At 36.7% G+C, this 19,786-nt stretch carries 14 protein-coding genes and 2 pseudogenes; 15 read left to right on the top strand and 1 reads right to left on the bottom strand.

Annotated elements, in window-relative coordinates; genetic code table 11:
- Position 1 precedes the first annotated feature (1 nt).
- The 10 genes and pseudogenes from FZ952_RS07110 to rpsU all read left to right on the top strand — a co-directional run bounded on the left by FZ952_RS07110 (position 2) and on the right by rpsU (position 11,065).
- Positions 2-3,904 carry a PBECR4 domain-containing protein gene (locus FZ952_RS07110; protein WP_148881136.1) on the top strand — a complete coding sequence of 1,301 codons (3,903 nt, stop codon included), beginning with the start codon at positions 2-4 and terminating at the stop codon, positions 3,902-3,904.
- Between the two features lie 48 nt (positions 3,905-3,952).
- On the top strand, positions 3,953-4,258 hold the full coding sequence (locus FZ952_RS07105; protein WP_148881135.1) for a hypothetical protein: 306 nt from the start codon (positions 3,953-3,955) through the stop codon (positions 4,256-4,258).
- A 221-nt stretch (positions 4,259-4,479) separates the two neighbouring features.
- Entirely contained in the window at positions 4,480-4,848 is a 369-nt protein-coding gene (locus tag FZ952_RS07100) for a plasmid mobilization protein (RefSeq protein WP_148881134.1), read from the top strand.
- The gene (locus FZ952_RS07095; RefSeq protein ID WP_148881133.1) at positions 4,839-6,515 is read left to right on the top strand and encodes a helical hairpin domain-containing protein; all 1,677 of its coding nucleotides are present in this window, start codon (positions 4,839-4,841) and stop codon (positions 6,513-6,515) included. Before FZ952_RS07100 ends, FZ952_RS07095 begins: the two co-directional genes overlap by 10 nt.
- An 82-nt stretch (positions 6,516-6,597) precedes the next feature.
- Entirely contained in the window at positions 6,598-6,978 is a 381-nt protein-coding gene (locus FZ952_RS07090) for a hypothetical protein (protein WP_148881132.1), read from the top strand.
- A 46-nt stretch (positions 6,979-7,024) separates the two neighbouring features.
- Positions 7,025-7,833, top strand: a pseudogene (locus FZ952_RS07085) (ParA family protein).
- Positions 7,834-7,885: 52 nt separating this feature from the next.
- The gene (locus FZ952_RS07080; protein ID WP_037616652.1) at positions 7,886-8,113 is read left to right on the top strand and encodes a hypothetical protein; all 228 of its coding nucleotides are present in this window, start codon (positions 7,886-7,888) and stop codon (positions 8,111-8,113) included.
- A gap of 12 nt (positions 8,114-8,125) precedes the next feature.
- A complete protein-coding gene (locus FZ952_RS07075) occupies positions 8,126-8,977 on the top strand; it encodes a Fic family protein (RefSeq protein WP_148881131.1) in 852 nt (283 codons plus the stop codon).
- Between the two features lie 208 nt (positions 8,978-9,185).
- Complete coding sequence (locus tag FZ952_RS07070) at positions 9,186-10,550, top strand: ISLre2 family transposase (RefSeq protein WP_148881130.1); 1,365 nt, start codon at positions 9,186-9,188, stop codon at positions 10,548-10,550.
- A 338-nt stretch (positions 10,551-10,888) separates the two neighbouring features.
- Positions 10,889-11,065, top strand: a complete 177-nt coding sequence (rpsU, locus tag FZ952_RS07065) for a 30S ribosomal protein S21 (protein ID WP_000048054.1) — start codon at positions 10,889-10,891, stop codon at positions 11,063-11,065.
- A 103-nt stretch (positions 11,066-11,168) separates the two neighbouring features.
- Here rpsU and FZ952_RS07060 read toward each other — a convergent pair whose 3' ends face one another.
- Positions 11,169-12,404, bottom strand: a complete 1,236-nt coding sequence (locus tag FZ952_RS07060; protein ID WP_187423889.1) for an ISL3 family transposase — start codon at positions 12,402-12,404, stop codon at positions 11,169-11,171.
- Positions 12,405-12,712: 308 nt separating this feature from the next.
- Here FZ952_RS07060 and FZ952_RS07055 point away from each other — a divergent pair, with 308 nt between their 5' ends.
- The 5 genes and pseudogenes from FZ952_RS07055 to FZ952_RS07030 all read left to right on the top strand — a co-directional run bounded on the left by FZ952_RS07055 (position 12,713) and on the right by FZ952_RS07030 (position 19,428).
- The gene (locus tag FZ952_RS07055; RefSeq protein ID WP_262366342.1) at positions 12,713-14,056 is read left to right on the top strand and encodes a P-loop NTPase fold protein; all 1,344 of its coding nucleotides are present in this window, start codon (positions 12,713-12,715) and stop codon (positions 14,054-14,056) included.
- Between the two features lie 874 nt (positions 14,057-14,930).
- On the top strand, positions 14,931-16,085 hold the full coding sequence (wecB, locus tag FZ952_RS07045) for a non-hydrolyzing UDP-N-acetylglucosamine 2-epimerase (protein WP_148881128.1): 1,155 nt from the start codon (positions 14,931-14,933) through the stop codon (positions 16,083-16,085).
- Entirely contained in the window at positions 16,085-16,864 is a 780-nt protein-coding gene (locus FZ952_RS07040) for a hypothetical protein (RefSeq protein WP_037614750.1), read from the top strand. Before wecB ends, FZ952_RS07040 begins: the two co-directional genes overlap by 1 nt.
- A 142-nt stretch (positions 16,865-17,006) precedes the next feature.
- Positions 17,007-18,316: pseudogene (locus FZ952_RS07035) on the top strand (glycosyltransferase family 2 protein).
- Between the two features lie 8 nt (positions 18,317-18,324).
- A complete protein-coding gene (locus tag FZ952_RS07030) occupies positions 18,325-19,428 on the top strand; it encodes a glycosyl hydrolase family 8 (protein WP_148881127.1) in 1,104 nt (367 codons plus the stop codon).
- Positions 19,429-19,786 lie beyond the last annotated feature (358 nt).

Here is a 19,786-nt window from a genome sequence, read left to right as displayed (position 1 = left end):
GATGGCATTAACCAAAGAAGCAGCTAAAAATCTATCTATCCTTTCTGTTGCGGAACAGTTGGGAATGGAGCTAAAGCGCACGGGAGCATATAGCTATACGTGGACAGAGCATGATTCGTTTGTAATCGATGCAAGGGAAAATGGTTTTTACTGGAATTCCAGAACTGAATTTGGAGATGTGATTCAATTAGTTCAAACCATACGAGAAGTTTCTTACAAAGAAGCAATGCACTTCTTGGAAACTGGAGAATTTAGGGAAGTAGATTTAGTGGTGCAGACAGCCGTAAAAGAGCCCTTTCACTATAGCTTGGAAAGATATGAGCATTCGGACTTCAATGCTTCTAGAAGCTATCTGAGGACTCAGAGAGGCCTTTCAGATGATACGATAAATTTCTTTTTGAGTCAGGGAAGCATGGCGGAAGCCACTCGAAAAAAAGGAGATTATTTTGAGCCTGTGATAGTCTTTAAGTATAAGGACAACACAGGCTTTTTAGCTGGAGCAAGCCTTCAGGGAGTGGTCGAAAACCGGGTGCACTATCCAGAACGTGGCCGTCTGAAACAAATTATGAGAAACTCAGACGGGCAACTTGGCTTTTCAATTGATATTGGAAAGCCAAAGCGCTTAGTCTTTGCGGAAGCTCCAATTGATCTAATGAGCTACTATGAGCTTCATAAGGCTACTCTTCAGGATGTACGCTTAGTAGCTATGGATGGGGTCAAAGAGGGCATCATTAGCCGACGTTTTATGGAATTGTATGCAGAGATGAACGGTAAATCCTATCAAATAGATCAGAATACTGGAAAAGCTCTAGAAACTGTCGTCAACACAACAGATTATTTCAAAGACGGCCAGCATCAGGATATGATTACACTGGCTGTAGATAATGATGCCGCAGGGCAGAATTTTATTACTCGCTTACAAGAAAAGGGCATTCCGGTACAGATTGCCATTCCACCTATTATCCAGATTGACCAGGAAAAGGAAGATTGGAATGATTTTCTGAAGCGAGGGAATGAGGCTCCTAATGAGCTGGTGCATGTTTACAGCGCAGACGAAGAGTCCTGGCATTACCAGGGCTATTTTTCAAAAGAAGTAGCTCTCGCAAAAGTGCAAGAGCTAACTGAAGATGATGTAAAAGCCTTTGTCTCAGCTAAGCAACTGACAAAGGAAGAAGTCCATCAGGAATATACAAGGATTATCGATCAAGAGAAAGAAAGGGGAAATAGTATGTCGGAAGTACACGAAGCTAGGGCTGAGTATAAATCAGAACGCCTAGAAGCTATTCAAGATAAAGTTGATGGACTAGTGATTCAACCGGAAACACAGGCTCTAATTGATTCTGGAGAGGTCAAGCAGTGGGCTAAGCAGCCAAATATCTACTTCGTAAAAGGGCTACGTCGAGTTGCTTTAGAATTGACGGAGGAAGGGAGATTTGAACCATCTCCTAAATATCGCCCTAATACGGATGAAGAAAAAGAGATAGTAAACAAGTTGCTGTCCAATCAGAAGAAAAGTGAGGATGAGACTCATAAATCAGCCTTGACTCCAGATACTAGCAATCTATCTCCAGAAGATGCGGAATGGCTGAAGCAGAACTGGAACAACATCAGCTTTTCAGTAGAGCCTAAAAAACAGATGGTTATTGATTCAGATAAAACAGTGACCTTTGAAAAACCTTCCAATCCTCTTGGATATTCTAGTAGAGCACTGGAAGAAAATAAGAGCACAGAAAAAGCTCTTGGGAAGTCTCAAGAGCAAAATGTGAATTCAGAGTATCAAAAAAATGAGAGGACCAATGGTAGTCAGGGGTCTTTACAGCCCAAAGCTGAAGGCAGTCCCACACCCGTACCAGAAGTTGGTACCTTTGAACGCTCTGTTACCAGTCGCCCTACGTTATCCTCTCATTTATTATATTTTAGCATAAATGAAGAGTTTCAGTCAAGTAACGATGGCCACTATCATTCGATTTCCTCGCATGAATTAGCTAAATTGAATCGTCCAATTCGTAGTCAAACTATACAGAATGCAGCACGGTATTACTTGGATGAATTGGCCAATTCTAAAATTTATTATGTCACTCCTGATAAGACTGTCCAAGTAAATTTTGAAGAAAAACACTTCATGCACTTGACGGGGATCAAACCACTTGCAGCTGGCCAGACACCTGAAAAAACCTTGCATGACTTTGCAGAAGGAAACGGACGCTTTGATAATATTCTTTTGGCCAACAATGATGCAGCTTTTGACAAGCTCAAAGTGTTATCAGATCTTTCAGTCGCAACAGAAAGCACATCCTTCTATTTTGATGATTTAACTGATCTTCGGCGTTATAATGGCCGTTTTGACAGCCTCATCAAGTCTGATGATAAAGATATTATTTTGCTGTTTAAAGAGCTGGAAGAGGATCATTATATCCCAGTGTCAGTCTTTCAGTCCAGGACAAAACTGGTCAAAGAACTGGAGACAGTGGACAGAATCCCTATTCTTGGTGTTTACCGAGAACGGGAGGGGCAAATAGAGCAGCTATCAATCAATGAAGCGTTGATTGCTGATGGCGGCAAGGAAATGATGGAAAATTTACAAAGACGAGAATTTGAAGAAACAAATTCTAAAGAGGAAATGATTCAAGATAACCCTGAACGAACTCTTCCAAGCTCTGACGAAAAAATTCGCCAGCACAATCGAAAAGATGAGATGGATCGAGACTTGGACGGAGATGGCATTTCAAATTCTGATGAGATGCTGCAGGGGACAGATCCTTATAATGCTGCTTCTAATCTTCATAAAAAGCAAGAAGAGCGAGAAAGGCGAATAGATGCTGAGGTAGCAGCTGGAGCTATTATCACAGAAGCTGTCGCCACTAAAAATTCGGAACGAAGCATCTCTCAGATGGTTGCGGATAAAGATACAAAGGCTCTAGCTGAACACTTGAAAGAAGGAATGAAGAACTATCTGGATTCAGATCAGTTTAAATCTTTCTTAGATACGATGAGCAAGTTTCACAATTACTCACTAAATAATATCCATTTGCTGAAGATGCAAAATCCAAATGTGACTCAAGTTGCTAGTTTCAATAAATGGAAAACTGATTTTGAAAGAACCGTCAAAAAGGGAGCTAAAGCTCTGAAAATTTGGGTTCCTTACCAGGTGAAGACAACAATTCCTGACAAGCAAAAGGAGCTAACCTTTGGTCAACCTGAAAAAGAAATGGATCAGAAGGAGATCACTGTTACTCGCTTTAAGCTAGGAAATGTCTTTGATGTTTCCCAAACAGAAGGAAGAGAATTGCCCAAAGCCGTTCATGAATTGACCGGAAGTGTCAAAGATTATGAAGATCTGTATCGAGCAGCTAAAGCTGTTTCAACGGACAATCAGGTTCCCATCAGTTTTGAAGAAATTAAAAGAGAGAACACTAGTGGTTATTACTCTCCAAGTGAAAATCGAATTGTTATTTCAAAAGAATTAAAAGGTGAAGAACATATCCTAAAAACAATTTTTCATGAAATGGCTCATGCCGATTTACACAAAGGATCCAATGCACAATATGGAGATGACCAATACCGCAAGCAAGAATTGCAAGCGGAGAGTGTCGCCTATGTTGTAGCTAGTCATTTTGGTTTCGATACGAGTAGCTATAGTTTTGGCTATTTGGCCATTTGGGCGAAAGATAAAAATGGATTTGAAGATATGGTAGAGCAACTGCAGGTTGTCCAAAAGGAAGCAAAAAGTTTGATTGATCGGATGGATGCTAAGCTGGAATTGGTGAAAAATAAAACAGTTGTAAAAGATAAATTTGCAGATAAGCTCCAGCAGGCAAAAGAACAATCTGAGAAGCTGAGTAATCAAAAGGCCGAGGCTGTAAAGCAGGTGGAGGAAAAAAAGTCCCTGAGCAGCCCTCACTAATGGAGGCGCTGATTCGTCGGAAGAAAAACAAAAAAGGAGAAACGGAAGATGATTGAACATCTAAAACAAGAAACTTTTGATATTTTGATGGATATATTCTTTGAGAATAGCGAGACAGATTCACCAAAAATTGATGAGGTGAACCAGCACATTTCTCGCAAAGAATGTCTCTACATTCTTCGTAGAGATATGCGGATCAAATCAAACTATGAACTAGAAGAAGCAGAAAGTTATCCAGTTGCACTTCAAGAAATTGAGGGTATGAGTGATGAAGTATTCGAGAAACTAAGGGATGAAATTCTTAAAATGGAGCCAGCAAATGATATAGCTTTTCTGCTTCAAACTTTAAAATGATTAAATGAGCTTTCCCTCGTGATATAAAAATTCCTGCTTGCAGGGATTAGGGGATTGGGGATTTCCCCAAAAGTTTAAAAAGTCAAGAATGGTCAGTTTTAGAAGCTGACCATCTCTGACCTTTTTAAAAACAGCATTTGGGTACCCAAGTGCTAATCTTGCCAGAAGAAAAGGGCCCTGAGGGCCTCAAGCGAAAAATGCCAGAATGGAGGTGGCTATTTTTGAAAAGTGAAGAGAAACGAAAACGGATGATCCAGAAAAAAATTCGATTGACAGAAGAAGAGGCTCGGTTCATTTCGACCAAAGTTTTAGAATCTGGAATGACGAATTTTAATGCCTTTGCCCGAATTATGTTGATTATGGGCGAGGTCAAAATCTTAAATTTTGAAGAATTAAGAAAGCTACGTAAGGAAATAAATCGGATTGGAGTCAATGTCAATCAAATTGCAAAAAAGGTCAATGAAGATGACCAGGTTAGTCTAAATGAGTTGAGTCAGATTCTTGAGTTGCAAAAAGATTTGAAAGAGACAGTCAATCAATTTATTCAAAAACAAGAAAATCAAACAAAGGAACAAGACAGATGGTTGTAACAAAAGTTCTGCAGATAAAAGGAGTGGCTTCTTTGGGGCGCTCTACAAAATATATCGAGGACGAAGCAAAAACAGTCGAGCTGACCGATATAAAAAGTTTGACCAACGCTTTACGCTATATTGAGAATCCCTCAAAAACAAGTTTACTAGAGAAAGATAAACAACTAGAATTTCCAGCAGTGGTCAAAGATGGCCGGGTGGTTAAGCAGCTTGTTTCTACTTATGGTATCACAGATGCCAGTACAGCGACGGAAGAATTTCTTTTGACAAAAAAGAATGCGGCTCAGCGAAGAGGAACAAAAGAATTATCGGACATTCAAAATCCGAATCGAGTTTTGGCTCATCATATCATCCAATCATTTTCTCCAGAAGATGATTTGAGTCCGCAAGAAATTCATGAGATTGGCCGCAAAACGATTTTAGAATTGACCGGCGGTCAACATGAATTTGTCATTGCGACCCACATGGACAAAGGGCATATTCATAATCACATCATTTTCAATTCTACAAACTCGGTTACGCTAAACAAATTTCGCTGGCAGAAAAATACTGCTAGAAGCCTATTCAATATTTCAAACAAGTATGCAGATCTTGCTGGAGCTAAAATTTTAAAAGAGCGATTGTGGACTAATCGAAAATCCTATCATGCTTATCGAAAGAAAAATTCTTTTCGTTATGAGATTAAATCTCGATTGGATTTTCTTTTGCAACAATCAACTTCTCTTGAGGATTTTAAACTCAAAGCCCAGGCTTTAGATCTTATTCTTGATACGACAGGCAAAGAAGTAAAATACCGGTTGGCTGATCGGGACCAAACTAGAAATGTCCGTGATCGTACTTTGTCAAAAAAGGGAAATTATTCTTTGGAGAAAATTTCTGAGAGAGTTGTTGCTAACGAGGTGACCTTCTCTGTCGATGAAATTAAATCTGAATATGAAAAAATGGTCGCAGAGCGAGACGATGATTTTGAAATGAAAATCACAGTTGAAGAATGGCAGGTGATGGAAGAAACCAAGAATGGCATTTATATTGAAATGGAATTTGGGCTCAGGAATAAGGGAACTATTCTCATTCCTGCTCATCAGGTCGAGAAAGTGGAAGATGGTTCTTATGAAATTTTTATCCGGAAGAATGATTTCTATTATTTCGTTAATCCGGAACATGCGGATAAGAATAGATACATGAAAGGAGAAACAGTTGCTTCCCAGTTGTCTTACGATAATGGGGAAATGATTGTCCGGAAGAATCCTAAAATTTCAACTCTAGATCAACTCGTACGTGAGTATAACTATTTATCCGCTCATGGTGTAACCGAAGGACAACAATTTGATGACTTGCTAAATCGTTTTGAAGAAGAGCTAGAGGAGGTCGATAAGATGCTTGATAAATTAGATCGACGTTTGGGTGATCTAAATAAAATTCAGTCAGCCTTCCTTGCCCTAGAGTCAAGAGAACCCCAGGAAGCAAGACTGGCTGAATCTATTTTAAAAGACTTTAAAGTGGATCCTAGCACTCGCAAAGCAGAAATTGATAAACTTGTCAAAGAGGCAACCTTCGAGCGCCAGGCATTGCATCAAAGAGTAGAATCTATCACAAAAGATTACAAGCTCCATCAGGATATTGAAAAGAATGTAGAGCAACGCAAGGAGAGAGAAACCTTATTGTAAAATATTTATAAATATCATTATAATTATATTGACAAATATAATTATAATGATATAATAGAGATATAGACAAAGGAGACAGAATATGATAAATAAAGAAATTCAAGTAATGTCGCTAGAAAAATTTCTCGGTTTGAAAGGATTAAGCTTCCCAATTAGTGATTATCTAGATGACAAGTGGCGAGGTAATAGACATTTTTTGAGTGGAAAGCAAAGAGAAAAATTTTCAAAAGATGCCAGAAGAATCATTGATGAGTACCATGAACAAAGAAATGAAGCTATTAAAGAATATAATGCTTTGGTAGAAAGTGGTAAATTTAGACCACCGACTAATATAGAGAAATCTTTGGAAACAGCTCAAGGGCATCCAGATAATCGGTCAGTACAGGCTGCTAGGAGAATGTTGGCTAAGAGGGGGTATGATTGGAGAACAGGCCTGCCGAACAATAAGACTTGTAGTGCTTGAATATTTACAAAAAAGAACGTAATCAAGAGAATTAAGGAGATTCATCATGAAAATTATTACTTTTGCTGCTATAAAAGGCGGTGTTGGAAAAAAACAACTTTGACATTTAATTATGGGGAATGGCTGGCTAAGAAAGGGCATAAGGTTCTTCTGATAGACTTGGACCATCAGTGTAATTTGACCCAGTGCTATAATATTTACGAGAGCAAGAATACGATTGCTAATGCTTTCAAAGGCGGTGATGTGGATATTAAGCAAGTCAAGGAAAATATCAGTCTGATTCCAGGATCAGTTCAGCTGGACACGGTGGAACGAGATCTGGAGAATAGCGACAAGAAAAATATGTTACTTTATCTCTGGTTAGAAGATAACTACGATAAGAAGCAGCTGGATCAGTTTGACTATATATTGATCGACTGTAGGCCAGATTTTGCGACAGCTACCAAAAATGCGGTTGCGGTTAGCCATGCTATCATTAGTCCACTGACTCCTTCTGAATTTGGCTATAATGCTAAGTTCAATCTATCTACTCGACTAGAAGCTTTCCGAAAGGATGTTATTGACTATCGGACTAGGGAATCTTATATCACAGCCGAACTTTATTTCCTGGCCAATATGATCCGACCAAACTATGGATCCTCCTGGGATCTGCTGGAGGCTCTGGGATTGGAAGCAAAAGAAAAGGGGACGGATAACCTTTTAGGGATTGTACCAGCAAAAGAACTATTCAATCATTCCACGATTGATAAGGTCTCTATTGCAGATATGAGAGAAAATCCAAAGCTTTATCAGAAACACAAAAAGTTTTTTAACGAGCTCGAGCATACTTTTTCAAAAATTTATGATACAATATAATTATATTTATAAACACAATTACAATTATAAACATAATTAGAAGGAGATTATCATGGCATTTACCCCTAAGGAAAAAGAAATATCACAGATCATTGAAGCGAGCAGCCAACCTGATCAGACTCCAAATGGAGTCGCAGTTGAGTTTGAAAGGTTTGAGCGTAAGAAGCAATTTCAATTCACTTTGAAACCTAGTAATCGAGAGAAACTGGATAAAGTGGCTAAAGCAGCTGGTGCAAAGTCGGCCTCGGATTATCTTGATAAGTGGTTGGAGAGTTTATAATAAGGAGAAATTATGGATTTAATCACGAGACTCTTGGCAGAGAGAGAAGGGAAAGTACATGGTGGTATTTATGACATCACACAGAAACGCTTTGCTTATAATTCTAATCGGATCGAAGGGAGTCGTCTGACAGAAGAACAGACTAGCTTAATTTATGAGACAAAGACGATCGCAAATATTGATGCTAAAGGAATCAAAATTGATGATCTGGTAGAAATGAATAATCATTTCAAGTGCTTTGATTATATCTTAGATACCGTTAACGAGCCACTGACAGAGAACTATATTAAAACACTGCATCGGATTCTAAAAAGTGGAACAAGTTCGGAGCATAACCCGATAGCTCCAGTTGGTCGTTATAAAGTTTTACAAAATGAGGTGGGAAAAATTGCGACAGCTTCTGTCGAACAAACTGAAGATGAGATGCTTTCTTTGCTGCTTGGTTATGACTTAAAAGAACAGAAAGATTTGAATTACTTAACAAGCTTTCATGCACAGTTTGAAAGAATCCATCCTTTCGCAGATGGTAATGGTCGAATAGGTCGGTTACTTTTGTATAAACAGTGTTTGAAAGAAGGGCTTACACCCCTAATTGTAGATGATCTTAATAAGGCAACTTATTATTCAGCACTTGAAGCGTTTCAGGTTCAAGATAACAGACAGCCGTTATTTGATTATTTTCAATCGGAGCAACATTTTTATACGAATTATCTCAAAAATAAAGGATTTGAAGGGGCTATCAATGATGAGAAAGCTGGTGACTTTATAAAAAAGTCAGAGAAATTGGAGCAGTTTAAGCAAAAGGCAGAAGAAGAACATCCTCAAAAAAGCCATCTCAAAGAAGAGAAAGGTCTATATTTATAACTATAAATATAATTACAAATATAAAAAATCATTATTCTTTTTATTGCAAAATATGCTATACTAGTTGTGAGGTGATAACCCTAACAACCACCTTGAGTCTGGTTTTATACCAGGCTTTTATTTACTCTGAAATAGAAAATTTGAACTCTTGGGCTAAAATAATTATAATTTCTTAGTATGATTATTTTAGTCCAGGAGTATTTTTAGTTTGGATACGAAGATTATTGATGAAAGAGATTTTGTGGAGAAATTTAAAGAGAAAAACCTAGAAGGATTCCATAAATTTGTAAGTGATTATGATAAATTTATGTCTCCTATCATGCGTGCGAGGGGTTATAAATTTGTAAACTATGCTGAAAGAACAGTGACTTTCACTTTTGGTCAAGTCACATTTTCTAGAAAACGCTGGTATAAAAAAGGGAAGTGTCGAATTCCAGTGGATGAGAAGCTGGGATTAGAAAAGCGAGCTGCTTACTCAAAAGAGTTGCTTTACAAAATTACGAGACTGGCTACGATGATGCCCTATCGGAAAGTTGTGGAAGTGATTGAGCTGATGTATCAAGTGTATATCACTAAAGATACTGTGCTAAAGGCAATTCAATTGGCGGACGAACTGTTAGTTGAGAAAGAAAATTATCGATTTTATCAAGAAGAACTGATGGTCAAAAAGATTGAAGTACCAGTCATTTATCTTGAAGGCGATGGTTTATGGATAAAAGTTACTGAACAAGAAAAAGAACGAAGGAACAAAGACATAGCGCATTTTGTGATTCACACAGGTTCAGAGCGACAAGGAAACAGAACCATTCTAAAAAATAAGGTTGAAATTGTATCTCAAAATAATCGAGTTGCTAGAGAGAAGGTTATTGATTATATTTATAACCATTATGAAATTAATCAAAACACTTTGCTGGTGACAAATTCGGATATGGGGCATGGCTATACACCTTATATTTTCCAAGAAATAGCGAAAGGATTGAAAATAAAGAAGCATGAGCATTTTTGGGATCGATTTCATTTGAATATGGAAATAAAAAAGTCAGTCTATTCTTATTCAAGTGAGCTTTATGATCGTTTTTTGGAAGCAATCAAAAACAACAGTAAAAAGATGCTTAGAAGTGCCATTGATACTCTAGAAGCATTAGTATTGAATACTCAGGACGAAAAGAAGTTTGAAAGTTTTATAAGTTTTAAGAAAAGGATCTTACTAAACTTTCAATACACTCAAAGTCCTAAACAAAGAAATATAGAAATAGACAGCTTAGGGATTATGGAGAGCCAGCATCGGAAAATTAGTTACCGAATGAAGAATAGAGGAATGTATTGGTCTCTTGAACATGCGGATACCATGTCTCATATCATTTTGTTGTCTCATAACCAGATAAGAGAGCTATTTTTTGGTAATTGGAGAAAAGAATATGAAAAATACCGCTCAGAGGGAATGAGCGGTGCTAAGGTGAAGGAAAAAATGAATCGGGTTCCACGTAGTCTAGGTCTGATGGTTGATGCTTCTTGGAAGGGCCATAGGCATAGAGAACGGGATCGATTTCTTAATAAAAAAGTAAGAAAATAATTAGAAAAAACGCTTAAAAACAGCTTAAATTCTTGACTTGTAAGAGTTATTAGTGTATAATATTCTTATAATAAAAAAAGAGGCACGCAGCAACGTACCTCTCATAAAGATAAACAATTAGGGCTTGTTTATCAGTAAGATTAATACTATCAGAAATTTTAGTAGATGTCAAGGCTGAGCAAGTAAATTGTTTAGCCTTATTTTTATATTTCCTGTTTTTGATATATTTTTTTGAAACCTCAGAAATCCAGACACATACTACAGAAGAAAAGTTCTTGACAATCAATCAAAGGTATGGTATGATTAAAAAGATTTTGGACTTGAAGGGAGTGAAAAAAATGTCAAAAACAGTAGTACGCAAGAATGAATCTCTTGACGACGCGCTTCGTCGTTTCAAACGTGCGGTTACTAAAGCTGGTACTCTTCAAGAAACACGCAAACGTGAATTCTATGAAAAACCTTCTGTAAAACGCAAACGCAAATCAGAAGCAGCTCGTAAACGTAAAAAATTCTAATTAGTAGAATGGGGAAACAGTCAGTTTGGCTGTTTTTTTCGGCTCTTTTTCTACAACAAAACAGGCTCCATAATCCCTGCGGTGGATTTACCCACTACAGAAATTATAGAGCCTCTTTTTTGATATTCAAAGCGATGAGAATACGTTTTTTAAAATTGTCAAAGTTTCGAAATCCGAAAGCGTTGCGTTTGATAACTTTGATGAGGTTGTTAATAGCTTCTAGTTTTGCGTTAGAATAGGGTAATTCCAGGGCGTTGATAATCTTCTCTTTATCTTTGAGGAAGGTTTTAAAGACAGTCTGAAAAAGAGGATGAACCTGCTTTAGATTGTCCTTAATGAGTCCGAAAAATTTGTCAGGCTCCTTATTCTGAAAGTGAAAAAGCAAGAGCTGATAGAGATTATAGTGGTGTTTCAAGTCTTCTGAATAGCTCAACAGCTTGTCTAGGATTTCTTTATTGGTTAAGTGCATACGAAAAGTAGGGCGATAAAAACGTTTATCACTCAGTTTACGGCTATCCTGTTGAATGAGTTTCCAGTAACGCTTGATAGCCTTGTATTCAAGGGATTTTAGTTCAAATTGATTCATGATTTGAACACGCACACGACTCATAGCCCGGCTGAGATGTTGTACAATGTGAAAGCGATCAAGTACAATTTTTGCATTCGGAAAAAGCTGTTTAGCTAAGTCATAGTAGGGACTAAACATATCCATAGTAATGATTTTCACTTGACATCGGACTGTCCTATCATATTTAAGAAAGTGATTTCGAATGATAGCTTGTGTTCTTCCTTCAAGAACAGTGATGATATTGAGATTATCAAAATCTTGTGCAATAAAATTCATCTTTCCCTTAGTGAAGGCGTACTCGTCCCAAGACATAATCTTTGGTAGACGAGAAAAATCATGCTCAAAGTGAAAGTCATTGAGCTTGCGAATGACAGTTGAAGTTGAGATGGAAAGTTGATGGGCAATATCAGTCATAGACGTCTTTTCAATTAGCTTCTGAGCAATTTTTTGGTTGATGATACGAGGGATTTGGTGATTTTTCTTGACGAGGGGAGTCTCAGCGACCATCATTTTTGAGCACTGATAGCACTTGAAACGACGCTTTTTCAGGAGAATTCTAGTAGGAATACCGGTTGTTTCAAGGTAAGGAATTTTAGAAGATTTTTGAAAGTCATATTTCTTCATTTGATTTCCGCAATCAGGGCAAGATGGGGCGTCGTAGTCCAGTTTAGCGATGATTTCTTTGTGGGTATCCCTATTAACAACATCTATAATTTGGATATTAGGGTCTTTAATGTCTAGTAATTTTGTGATAAAATGTAATGGTTCCATATGATTCTTTCTAATGATGGTTTGGTCGCTTTTCATTATAGATTATATGGGACTTTTTTTCTACAATAAAATAGGCTCCATAATATCCATAGGGGATTTACCCACTACAAATATTATAGAGCCCTTTTTTATTTTAGAAATTTTAGCTAATAAATTAAAGATAAAGTTTTTTGGAAAATGACAGATTTCCTAAGACAAAAAATAAGAAAAGAAATTTAGTATAGCGATTGCAATCTTTGTCCTTGAATCCGCTTTATAACTCTTATTTTGTGGTATAATCATGATAATATAGATTAAAAGGGGGATATATGAAAAATACAATGACGAGGATTCTTAATTTTCTTCTGAATTTCAAATTCAAACTATTGAAATATTTATTGAAAAGACCATCATGGAGTAGTAATGTTAGAATTGTTGAATGGTACAAAATATTTATAGCCAGTATATGGGTACTGTATCTTGCACTTGAGATCGAACAATTTAAACGCTTTGCTTTGCCTATCTATAAATTTATATCTAATTATAATTTTTTAAAAGATATTATTTCGATTTTGTATGTGAATCGTGTAATACTATTGTTAGCACTGACTATACCAACAATACTGTTCTGGTTTTTAGACATAATTTTTAAAAAAGTTAGTTATAAGAAACTGGACCCAGGGCTATTTCCGGAATATGACTTGGATGACTATCCTTATCAAACTCATCTGGTGGAATTTTTAAATAGTCCAGACTCTATTCATAATGTCTTCTGGCTAGATGGTTCTTGGGGGAGTGGGAAAACATTTTTTGTAAAGACGTTTTTTGAAAATCAAATTTACAAAAAGAAAGAAATCTACTATATTTCCTGCTTTGGGATCAAAACAAGAGAGCAAGCCGAGAAAATATTGATCAATGAAATAGAAAAACAATCCATACTCGGAAATTTGGACTTTATTCCACTTGTTGGAGGAGTTTTTAAATGGTTCTTTAAAACAGTTGGAACGGATTTGATGAAGCGAGATTCTATCATTATTTTTGATGATTTCGAACGGGTCTCATATGCAGCAAAATCAGATAACCCTTCAGATGCAGCAAAATCAGATAACCCTTCAGATTACAATGATTTATTGGGTTATATTGACTATCTTTCTGAGAATAAAAAATTTAAAATTATTGTAATTTTAAACATTGAGGAAATTGGGTCAGCAAAGAAGATTATTTATAATAAATTTAAGCTAAATCATAATCGAATGGTATCTACAGAAGAAGTCATAGATAACATTTTGAAAAAGAGTAAATTGAGAGATGATGACTTTGGAAAAATGTTATCATTGATTTTTAAAATTTATTATGTAGATAAAAATTATAGAGAGGTACAGGAAAAAAAACAACAAATGAAAGAAGAAAAATTGAGCTTGAGAGAATTTCAAAAGTCATTAGAAGAACTTTCAAATAAAACTGATGAAAGCGAGAAAGCAGACTATGTTATCAATTGGATGAATGGTCGTATGGGAATCGAGAGTATACTTATGTCGCTTGTGAAGTATTTTAAATATAAACCGATAAATTTAGATATGGAATATCTGTATAACATCTTGGAGAGTGATCTTTATCAGTTTACGATTGATAAAGAGATTCTAGAAGAGGAATATTCTAGTATTGCTTCGTAAAATATTATCGAAGTTATTGATAAGAAAAAATCATATTTTGAAGAGTTGTTATATTTTTTGTGGGAGGAAGGTTCGGAAATAAAAGAGTTAAGAACCTTGGGGTATGGATACAATCAAAATCACGATTTAGAATTTAGAATCTCTAAAGAATATCCTTACAAAGAATCAGAATACGATAAAGCAAAACGATATTTCGAAATAAGAAAATATGAAGAAGATTGGAATAAAATCTTTTTCTGATTGTGTAAGACTTGTTTTATTCCTGCCACAGCGTTTCTTATTGACTTTATATCGGTTATAGTAATCATAAGCAGAGTGGCCCTCTTTCAGATAGTTGATGACAGTGTAGATTGTCTGTTTTGATCTTCCTAGTGCGTTCGCGATATCTGAAACTTTTATGTTTTCTTGATAGTAAGCCTCTATCATTATAAGCTCGTTTGTGGTAAAATGAGTATAGGTCATTTATGTTAGTTCCTTTCAGACAAATGTGGTAGTTTATCTGAGCCTAACATAGATGGCTTTTTCTGTCTAGCTTAATTTTACAAATTGGGAAACGATAAAATATAGTTATCTGAATCATTAAGAAAAAAATAAATATTTAGATAATGGTAAGTTTTAGAATACTTGAAAAATATTTTTTCAAAAAAATTTAAGAAAATCTTAAGGAATGAGGTTTACATGTTGTAAATTGTATCATTGAAAAAAGATTACGGCTTATTTAAATTAAATGCAATAATATAATTTGAAAAAAATTGACATATAGATTAATTGACGGTAAAATAGTTAAGATAGTCGAATTAATTGATTTGCGAAATAATTCGATATAAGGATTAATCTGATGTATCAAATTTTATTATAGTAGAAGGATACAATAATGAAAAAACTGAAAGTGATGGTTGTTTTTGGAACACGACCAGAAGCTATTAAAATGGCTCCTTTAGTGTTGGAATTGCAAAAACACAGTGACAGCATTGAGACGATCACAGTTGTAACAGCTCAGCACCGTCAAATGCTAGATCAAGTTCTCGAAACGTTTAGCATCAAGCCACATTATGACTTAGATATTATGGGGCAAAATCAGTCCCTCTTAGATATTACCGGAAAAATTTTAGAAAAGTTTGATCCAGTTGTTAAGCAAGAACTTCCAGATATAATTCTTGTTCATGGAGACACAACAACAACTTTTGCAGCAAGTTTAGTTGCTTTCTATAATCAGGTACGTATCGGACACGTTGAAGCTGGCCTAAGGACCTTTGATAAGTATTCTCCTTTCCCAGAAGAAATGAATCGTCAGATGACAGATAACCTTGCGGATCTTTATTTTGCTCCAACTAGTGAGAGTAAAGAAAATCTCCTCAAGGAAAATCACCCTGAGTCTGCTATTGTTATTACGGGGAATACAGCCATTGATGCTTTGAAATTAACCATTCAATCGGATTACTATCATGAAGTTCTAGATCAATTGGATCCAGATAAGAAACTTGTATTGGTAACCATGCACCGTCGTGAGAATCAAGGTCAACCAATGAGAAATGTCTTTACAGCTTTACGTGAGATGGTCGATCTTCATCAGGAAATTGAAGTTGTCTATCCTGTTCACCTTAGCCCTGCCGTGCAAGAAGCAGCAAAAGATATCTTAGCAGGTCACAATCGTATTCACTTGATTGAACCTTTAGATGTACTTGATTTTCATAATTTGGCTTCAAGAAGCTATTTTATCATGACCGACTCTGGAGGTGTCCAGGAAGAGGCACCTTCTCTTGGGAAACCTGTCCTCGTCCTTCGTGACACGACAGAACGTCCAGAAGGAGTTCGTGCAGGAACCTTGAAGCTAGTTGGTACGGATCCGGTACGTGTGAAAAAATCTATGGCAGCACTCTTAACAGATGAAACTCTCTATAGACAAATGTCTCAGGCACCGAATCCTTATGGAGATGGAAGAGCATCTAAACGAATCGTTCGTGCTATACAACATTATTTTGGAATGGCTGAATCTGTATCTGAATTTAAAGAGGGGGATGAGGCGTAATGAAAAAATGGAATAAATTTAGGAATTGGCTCCTTGCTTTTCTGGGGTGTGAGTCGCTTCTTTTAGGGCTTTCTTTTTTCTTTGCTCGAGAGATTATTTTAGAACAAATTTTGTTTTTAGCTTTGGCTTTGTTTTCAGTATTGGTCTTATCTGATCTTTTGCTTACGTGGACCCTTATCTTAACATTTGGGCTTGGACTTATTGCTTTGGTTGCAGGTATAGTTTATATCCCAATCATTCAACTGGTCTTCTTATTAGTCAGTTTTCCACTTTTGATTGGGATTCTGCTTAAAGTTCGTTACTATTTCTTCAAGGTAGCCTCAAAAGTACAAGAACAAGAAGACGCAGCTCGAGCTGATTACCAAGCTATGGTAACTGCACAAAGTAATGTGACGGTACAGTCTTTATTGATTCATTGGGCGCATGAAGATTTGTTCTTCCAGATTAAACCTAAAGAATATAACCAGATGCTCAGTCGCATTCAAGAGGTAATTTCTCAGAAATTGAGTGACAACGATAAGCTCTATTATGTTTCAGATGGTAGTTTTCTCGTTCTATCTAGTAGTAGCCAACATTCTTTGAAAGAACTCTATTTGAGTGGTTTGCAGGATAAACTAAGCAGTTTAGTTTTTCATGGAGAAGATGGCAACCAAGGAATTCAATTCCAAACAGGTTACCTGGTGATTAACTCTGATAATAGAAGTAAATACCAAAACTACTCGGATGTTGCCAGTCATCTCAAGCGTCAATTAGAGACAGATGTAATTGTAGAATATTAGGAGGGAAACATGACTCTAACCGATATATTTTTTGGCATTGCTTTGGGACTCAGTCTCACCTTTGGCATTTGTTTTATCATATTATTTATTGCATACAATATTCTTTACCATCGAGTGAATAAAAATTTTAAGGCGGTGAATCATGATTAGTCAAATGTTAATGATTTTTACTCTGCTTACTATTTGGATTTCTCTAGCTTGGGGGGTGGTAATTCTCTTTTCAGCAGTACACTTTTGGTTTAAACACAGTGATTTTCGTGTGGATACATCGCCACTGCCTTATTACCCTAAGGTTACCATTGTTGTACCTGCCCATAATGAGGATGTGGTTATTGCGCAAACGGCAAAAGCTATCTTAGATATGAATTACCCTCACGATCGTGTGGAGTTACTCCTGTTTGCGGATAACTGTTCGGACAACACCTATTCAGAGTGTTTGTCTGTACAAGCCATGCCTGAATATGCTGGCAGAAATCTTACTATTATCGATCGTACTGGTACGGGAGGAAAAGCTGGTGTTCTAAACGATGCTTTGCAGATGGCAACAGGTGAATACATCTGTGTCTATGATGCAGATGCCATGCCTGAAAAAATGCCTTATATTTCCTGGTCAAAGAAGTGATGAAAGACCCAGAACGCCACGTGGCATCCTTCGGTCGGAACAAGACCCGAAATGCCAATCAAAATTTCTTGACTCGTTGTATCAACCAAGAAATCGTTGTTACTCAACGGGTGCACCATGTTGGGATGTGGCATCTCTTTAAAATTGGGCGTATTCCAGGAACCAACTTTATCATTCAAACCGACTTTGTAAAGAGTATCGGTGGTTGGAAGAATGGTGCCTTGACTGAGGATACCGATATTTCCTTCAAAATCATGCAGAGTGGGAAATTGATCGCCCTTGCTTATAACTCAGAGGCCTTCCAACAAGAACCTGAGACTTTAAAGAGTTACTATATGCAACGAAAACGTTGGGCTAAAGGAAACTACGAAGTTGTTTTATCAAACTTTAAGCATTTATTTGACAGAGCAAACTGGCGTGTTAAACTAGAAGTTTTTAACTATTCGTGTGTTTTCTTTTGGTTTAACTTTGCCATTGTCCTATCGGATTTGATTTTCCTAGCGAATGTGCTAGCAATCTGTCTGAACCTATTCTTCCCAGATGTCAGAGTTCCATTTGCTTTTGATGCGGATAATATCTACATTGCCCAGTTCATGCTCTTCAACTGGATTCTCATGATTGGTCTGTATCTGATGCAGATTATGATTGCATTGGCAAGTCAATTTGGACAAGCTACTACGAAGCAAATCTGGTTAGCCTTGGTAGCCTATTTCTCTTATGCACAGATGTTTATCGTTGTATCCGTTGATTCCATTTCTTCAATCGTGTTGGATAAAGTACTCCGACGAAAAGAAACCAAGTGGGTTAAAACTAAACGATTTGCAGGATAGGAGGTTCTATGAAAACGAATAAATTACAATATGTCTGGTTTGTGCTCATCCTTTCTATCTTTTGTTTAACCTTGTTTTTGGCAAGAGGAAGGACTAAAATTGAGATGCGTAATCGAATTTACAGCCAGTGGAGTGAACAGTTCCTTGTTACAAAAGGTGATCAGTCCTATGTCCGTACGACGAATGACTCTGAGGAAACAACAGTTCTATCAGAAGCGCAAAGTTACGGAATGCTCATAACAGTTCTAGCAGCCCAAAAAGGGCAAGCAACACAAGCAGATTTTGATAGTCTTTATCGCTATTACCAGAATCATCGTATCGAAGGAACGCAGTTGATGTCTTGGAAACAAGTGATCAAAAATGGTAGTGAAACGGTTGAGAAACAAAACGCAACTGATGGGGATCTCTATATTGCCTATTCCTTGATTGAAGCTGCTAAACAGTGGCCAGATAAAGCACAGGAATACGAAGGTCAAGCCCAAAGTATTTTGATTGATATTCTTCGATTTAATTATAACGAGGAGACCGGTGTTCTAAAGGTAGGAAATTGGGCAGAAAAAAATACGAATTTTTACTATTTGATGAGAACATCTGATACACTACCTCATTATTTCCAAGTATTTTATAATCTAACTGGAGATAAACAATGGCTAAATATTAAAGATAAAATGCTTGATCAACTGGAGCAAATCAGTTCTCATTCTGATACTGGACTTTTGCCAGACTTTATCTGGGCTGAGAAGTCAGGGGCGCGCCTTGTTGATGCTAACACAATTGAATCTCAATACGATGGGGCATATTCTTATAACGCTTGTCGTTTGCCTTATCACTTGTCACAGAGCCAGGATGAAAGAAGTCAAAAAATCGTTCAAAAGATGATGAACTTCTTTATGAAAGAGCAACGCATTTATGCCGGATATGACTTGAATGGAACTGCCCTCAATCAATACCAGGCAGGTAGTTTCTTGGCGCCGATTACCTATGCTTCTGATAAGGGAGAAGGTTATCTGAAACTTCTTCAACAAAATAAATACATTTTCACACAAGATTTACCTTTGGATAATTACTATGATGCAACGATGATTACCATGATTGCTCTAGAGATGTTCTAGGATGAAAAGAGAGGGCTAGTTTTACTGGCTCTTTTCTACCATTTGTCAAGTCTATCAAGGCTTTAAGTGAAAAATGAGATAAGACAGTAGTTATTCCGAGGTTACTGTCTTATTTTTAACACTTTTTGAGCCATAAAAGGGCATGCAAAAAAAACACCTCATCTGGTATTTTTTTCTACCATTTGTCAAGTCTGTCAAGGCTTTAAGTGAAAAATGAGATAAGACAGTAGTTATTCCGAGGTTACTGTCTTATTTTTAACACTTTTTGAGCCATAAAAGGGCATGCAAAAAAAACACCTCATCTGGTATTTTTTGAAACAAGGTGTTCCAATAATACGGCATAGACAGCCTTATCGAT

The sequence above is a fragment of the Streptococcus sp. Marseille-P7376 genome, from assembly GCF_902460385.1.
Taxonomy (GTDB): domain Bacteria; phylum Bacillota; class Bacilli; order Lactobacillales; family Streptococcaceae; genus Streptococcus; species Streptococcus sinensis.
The sequence above is the reverse complement of the archived record's forward strand: the minus strand, read 5'-3'. Positions and strand labels throughout refer to the sequence as shown.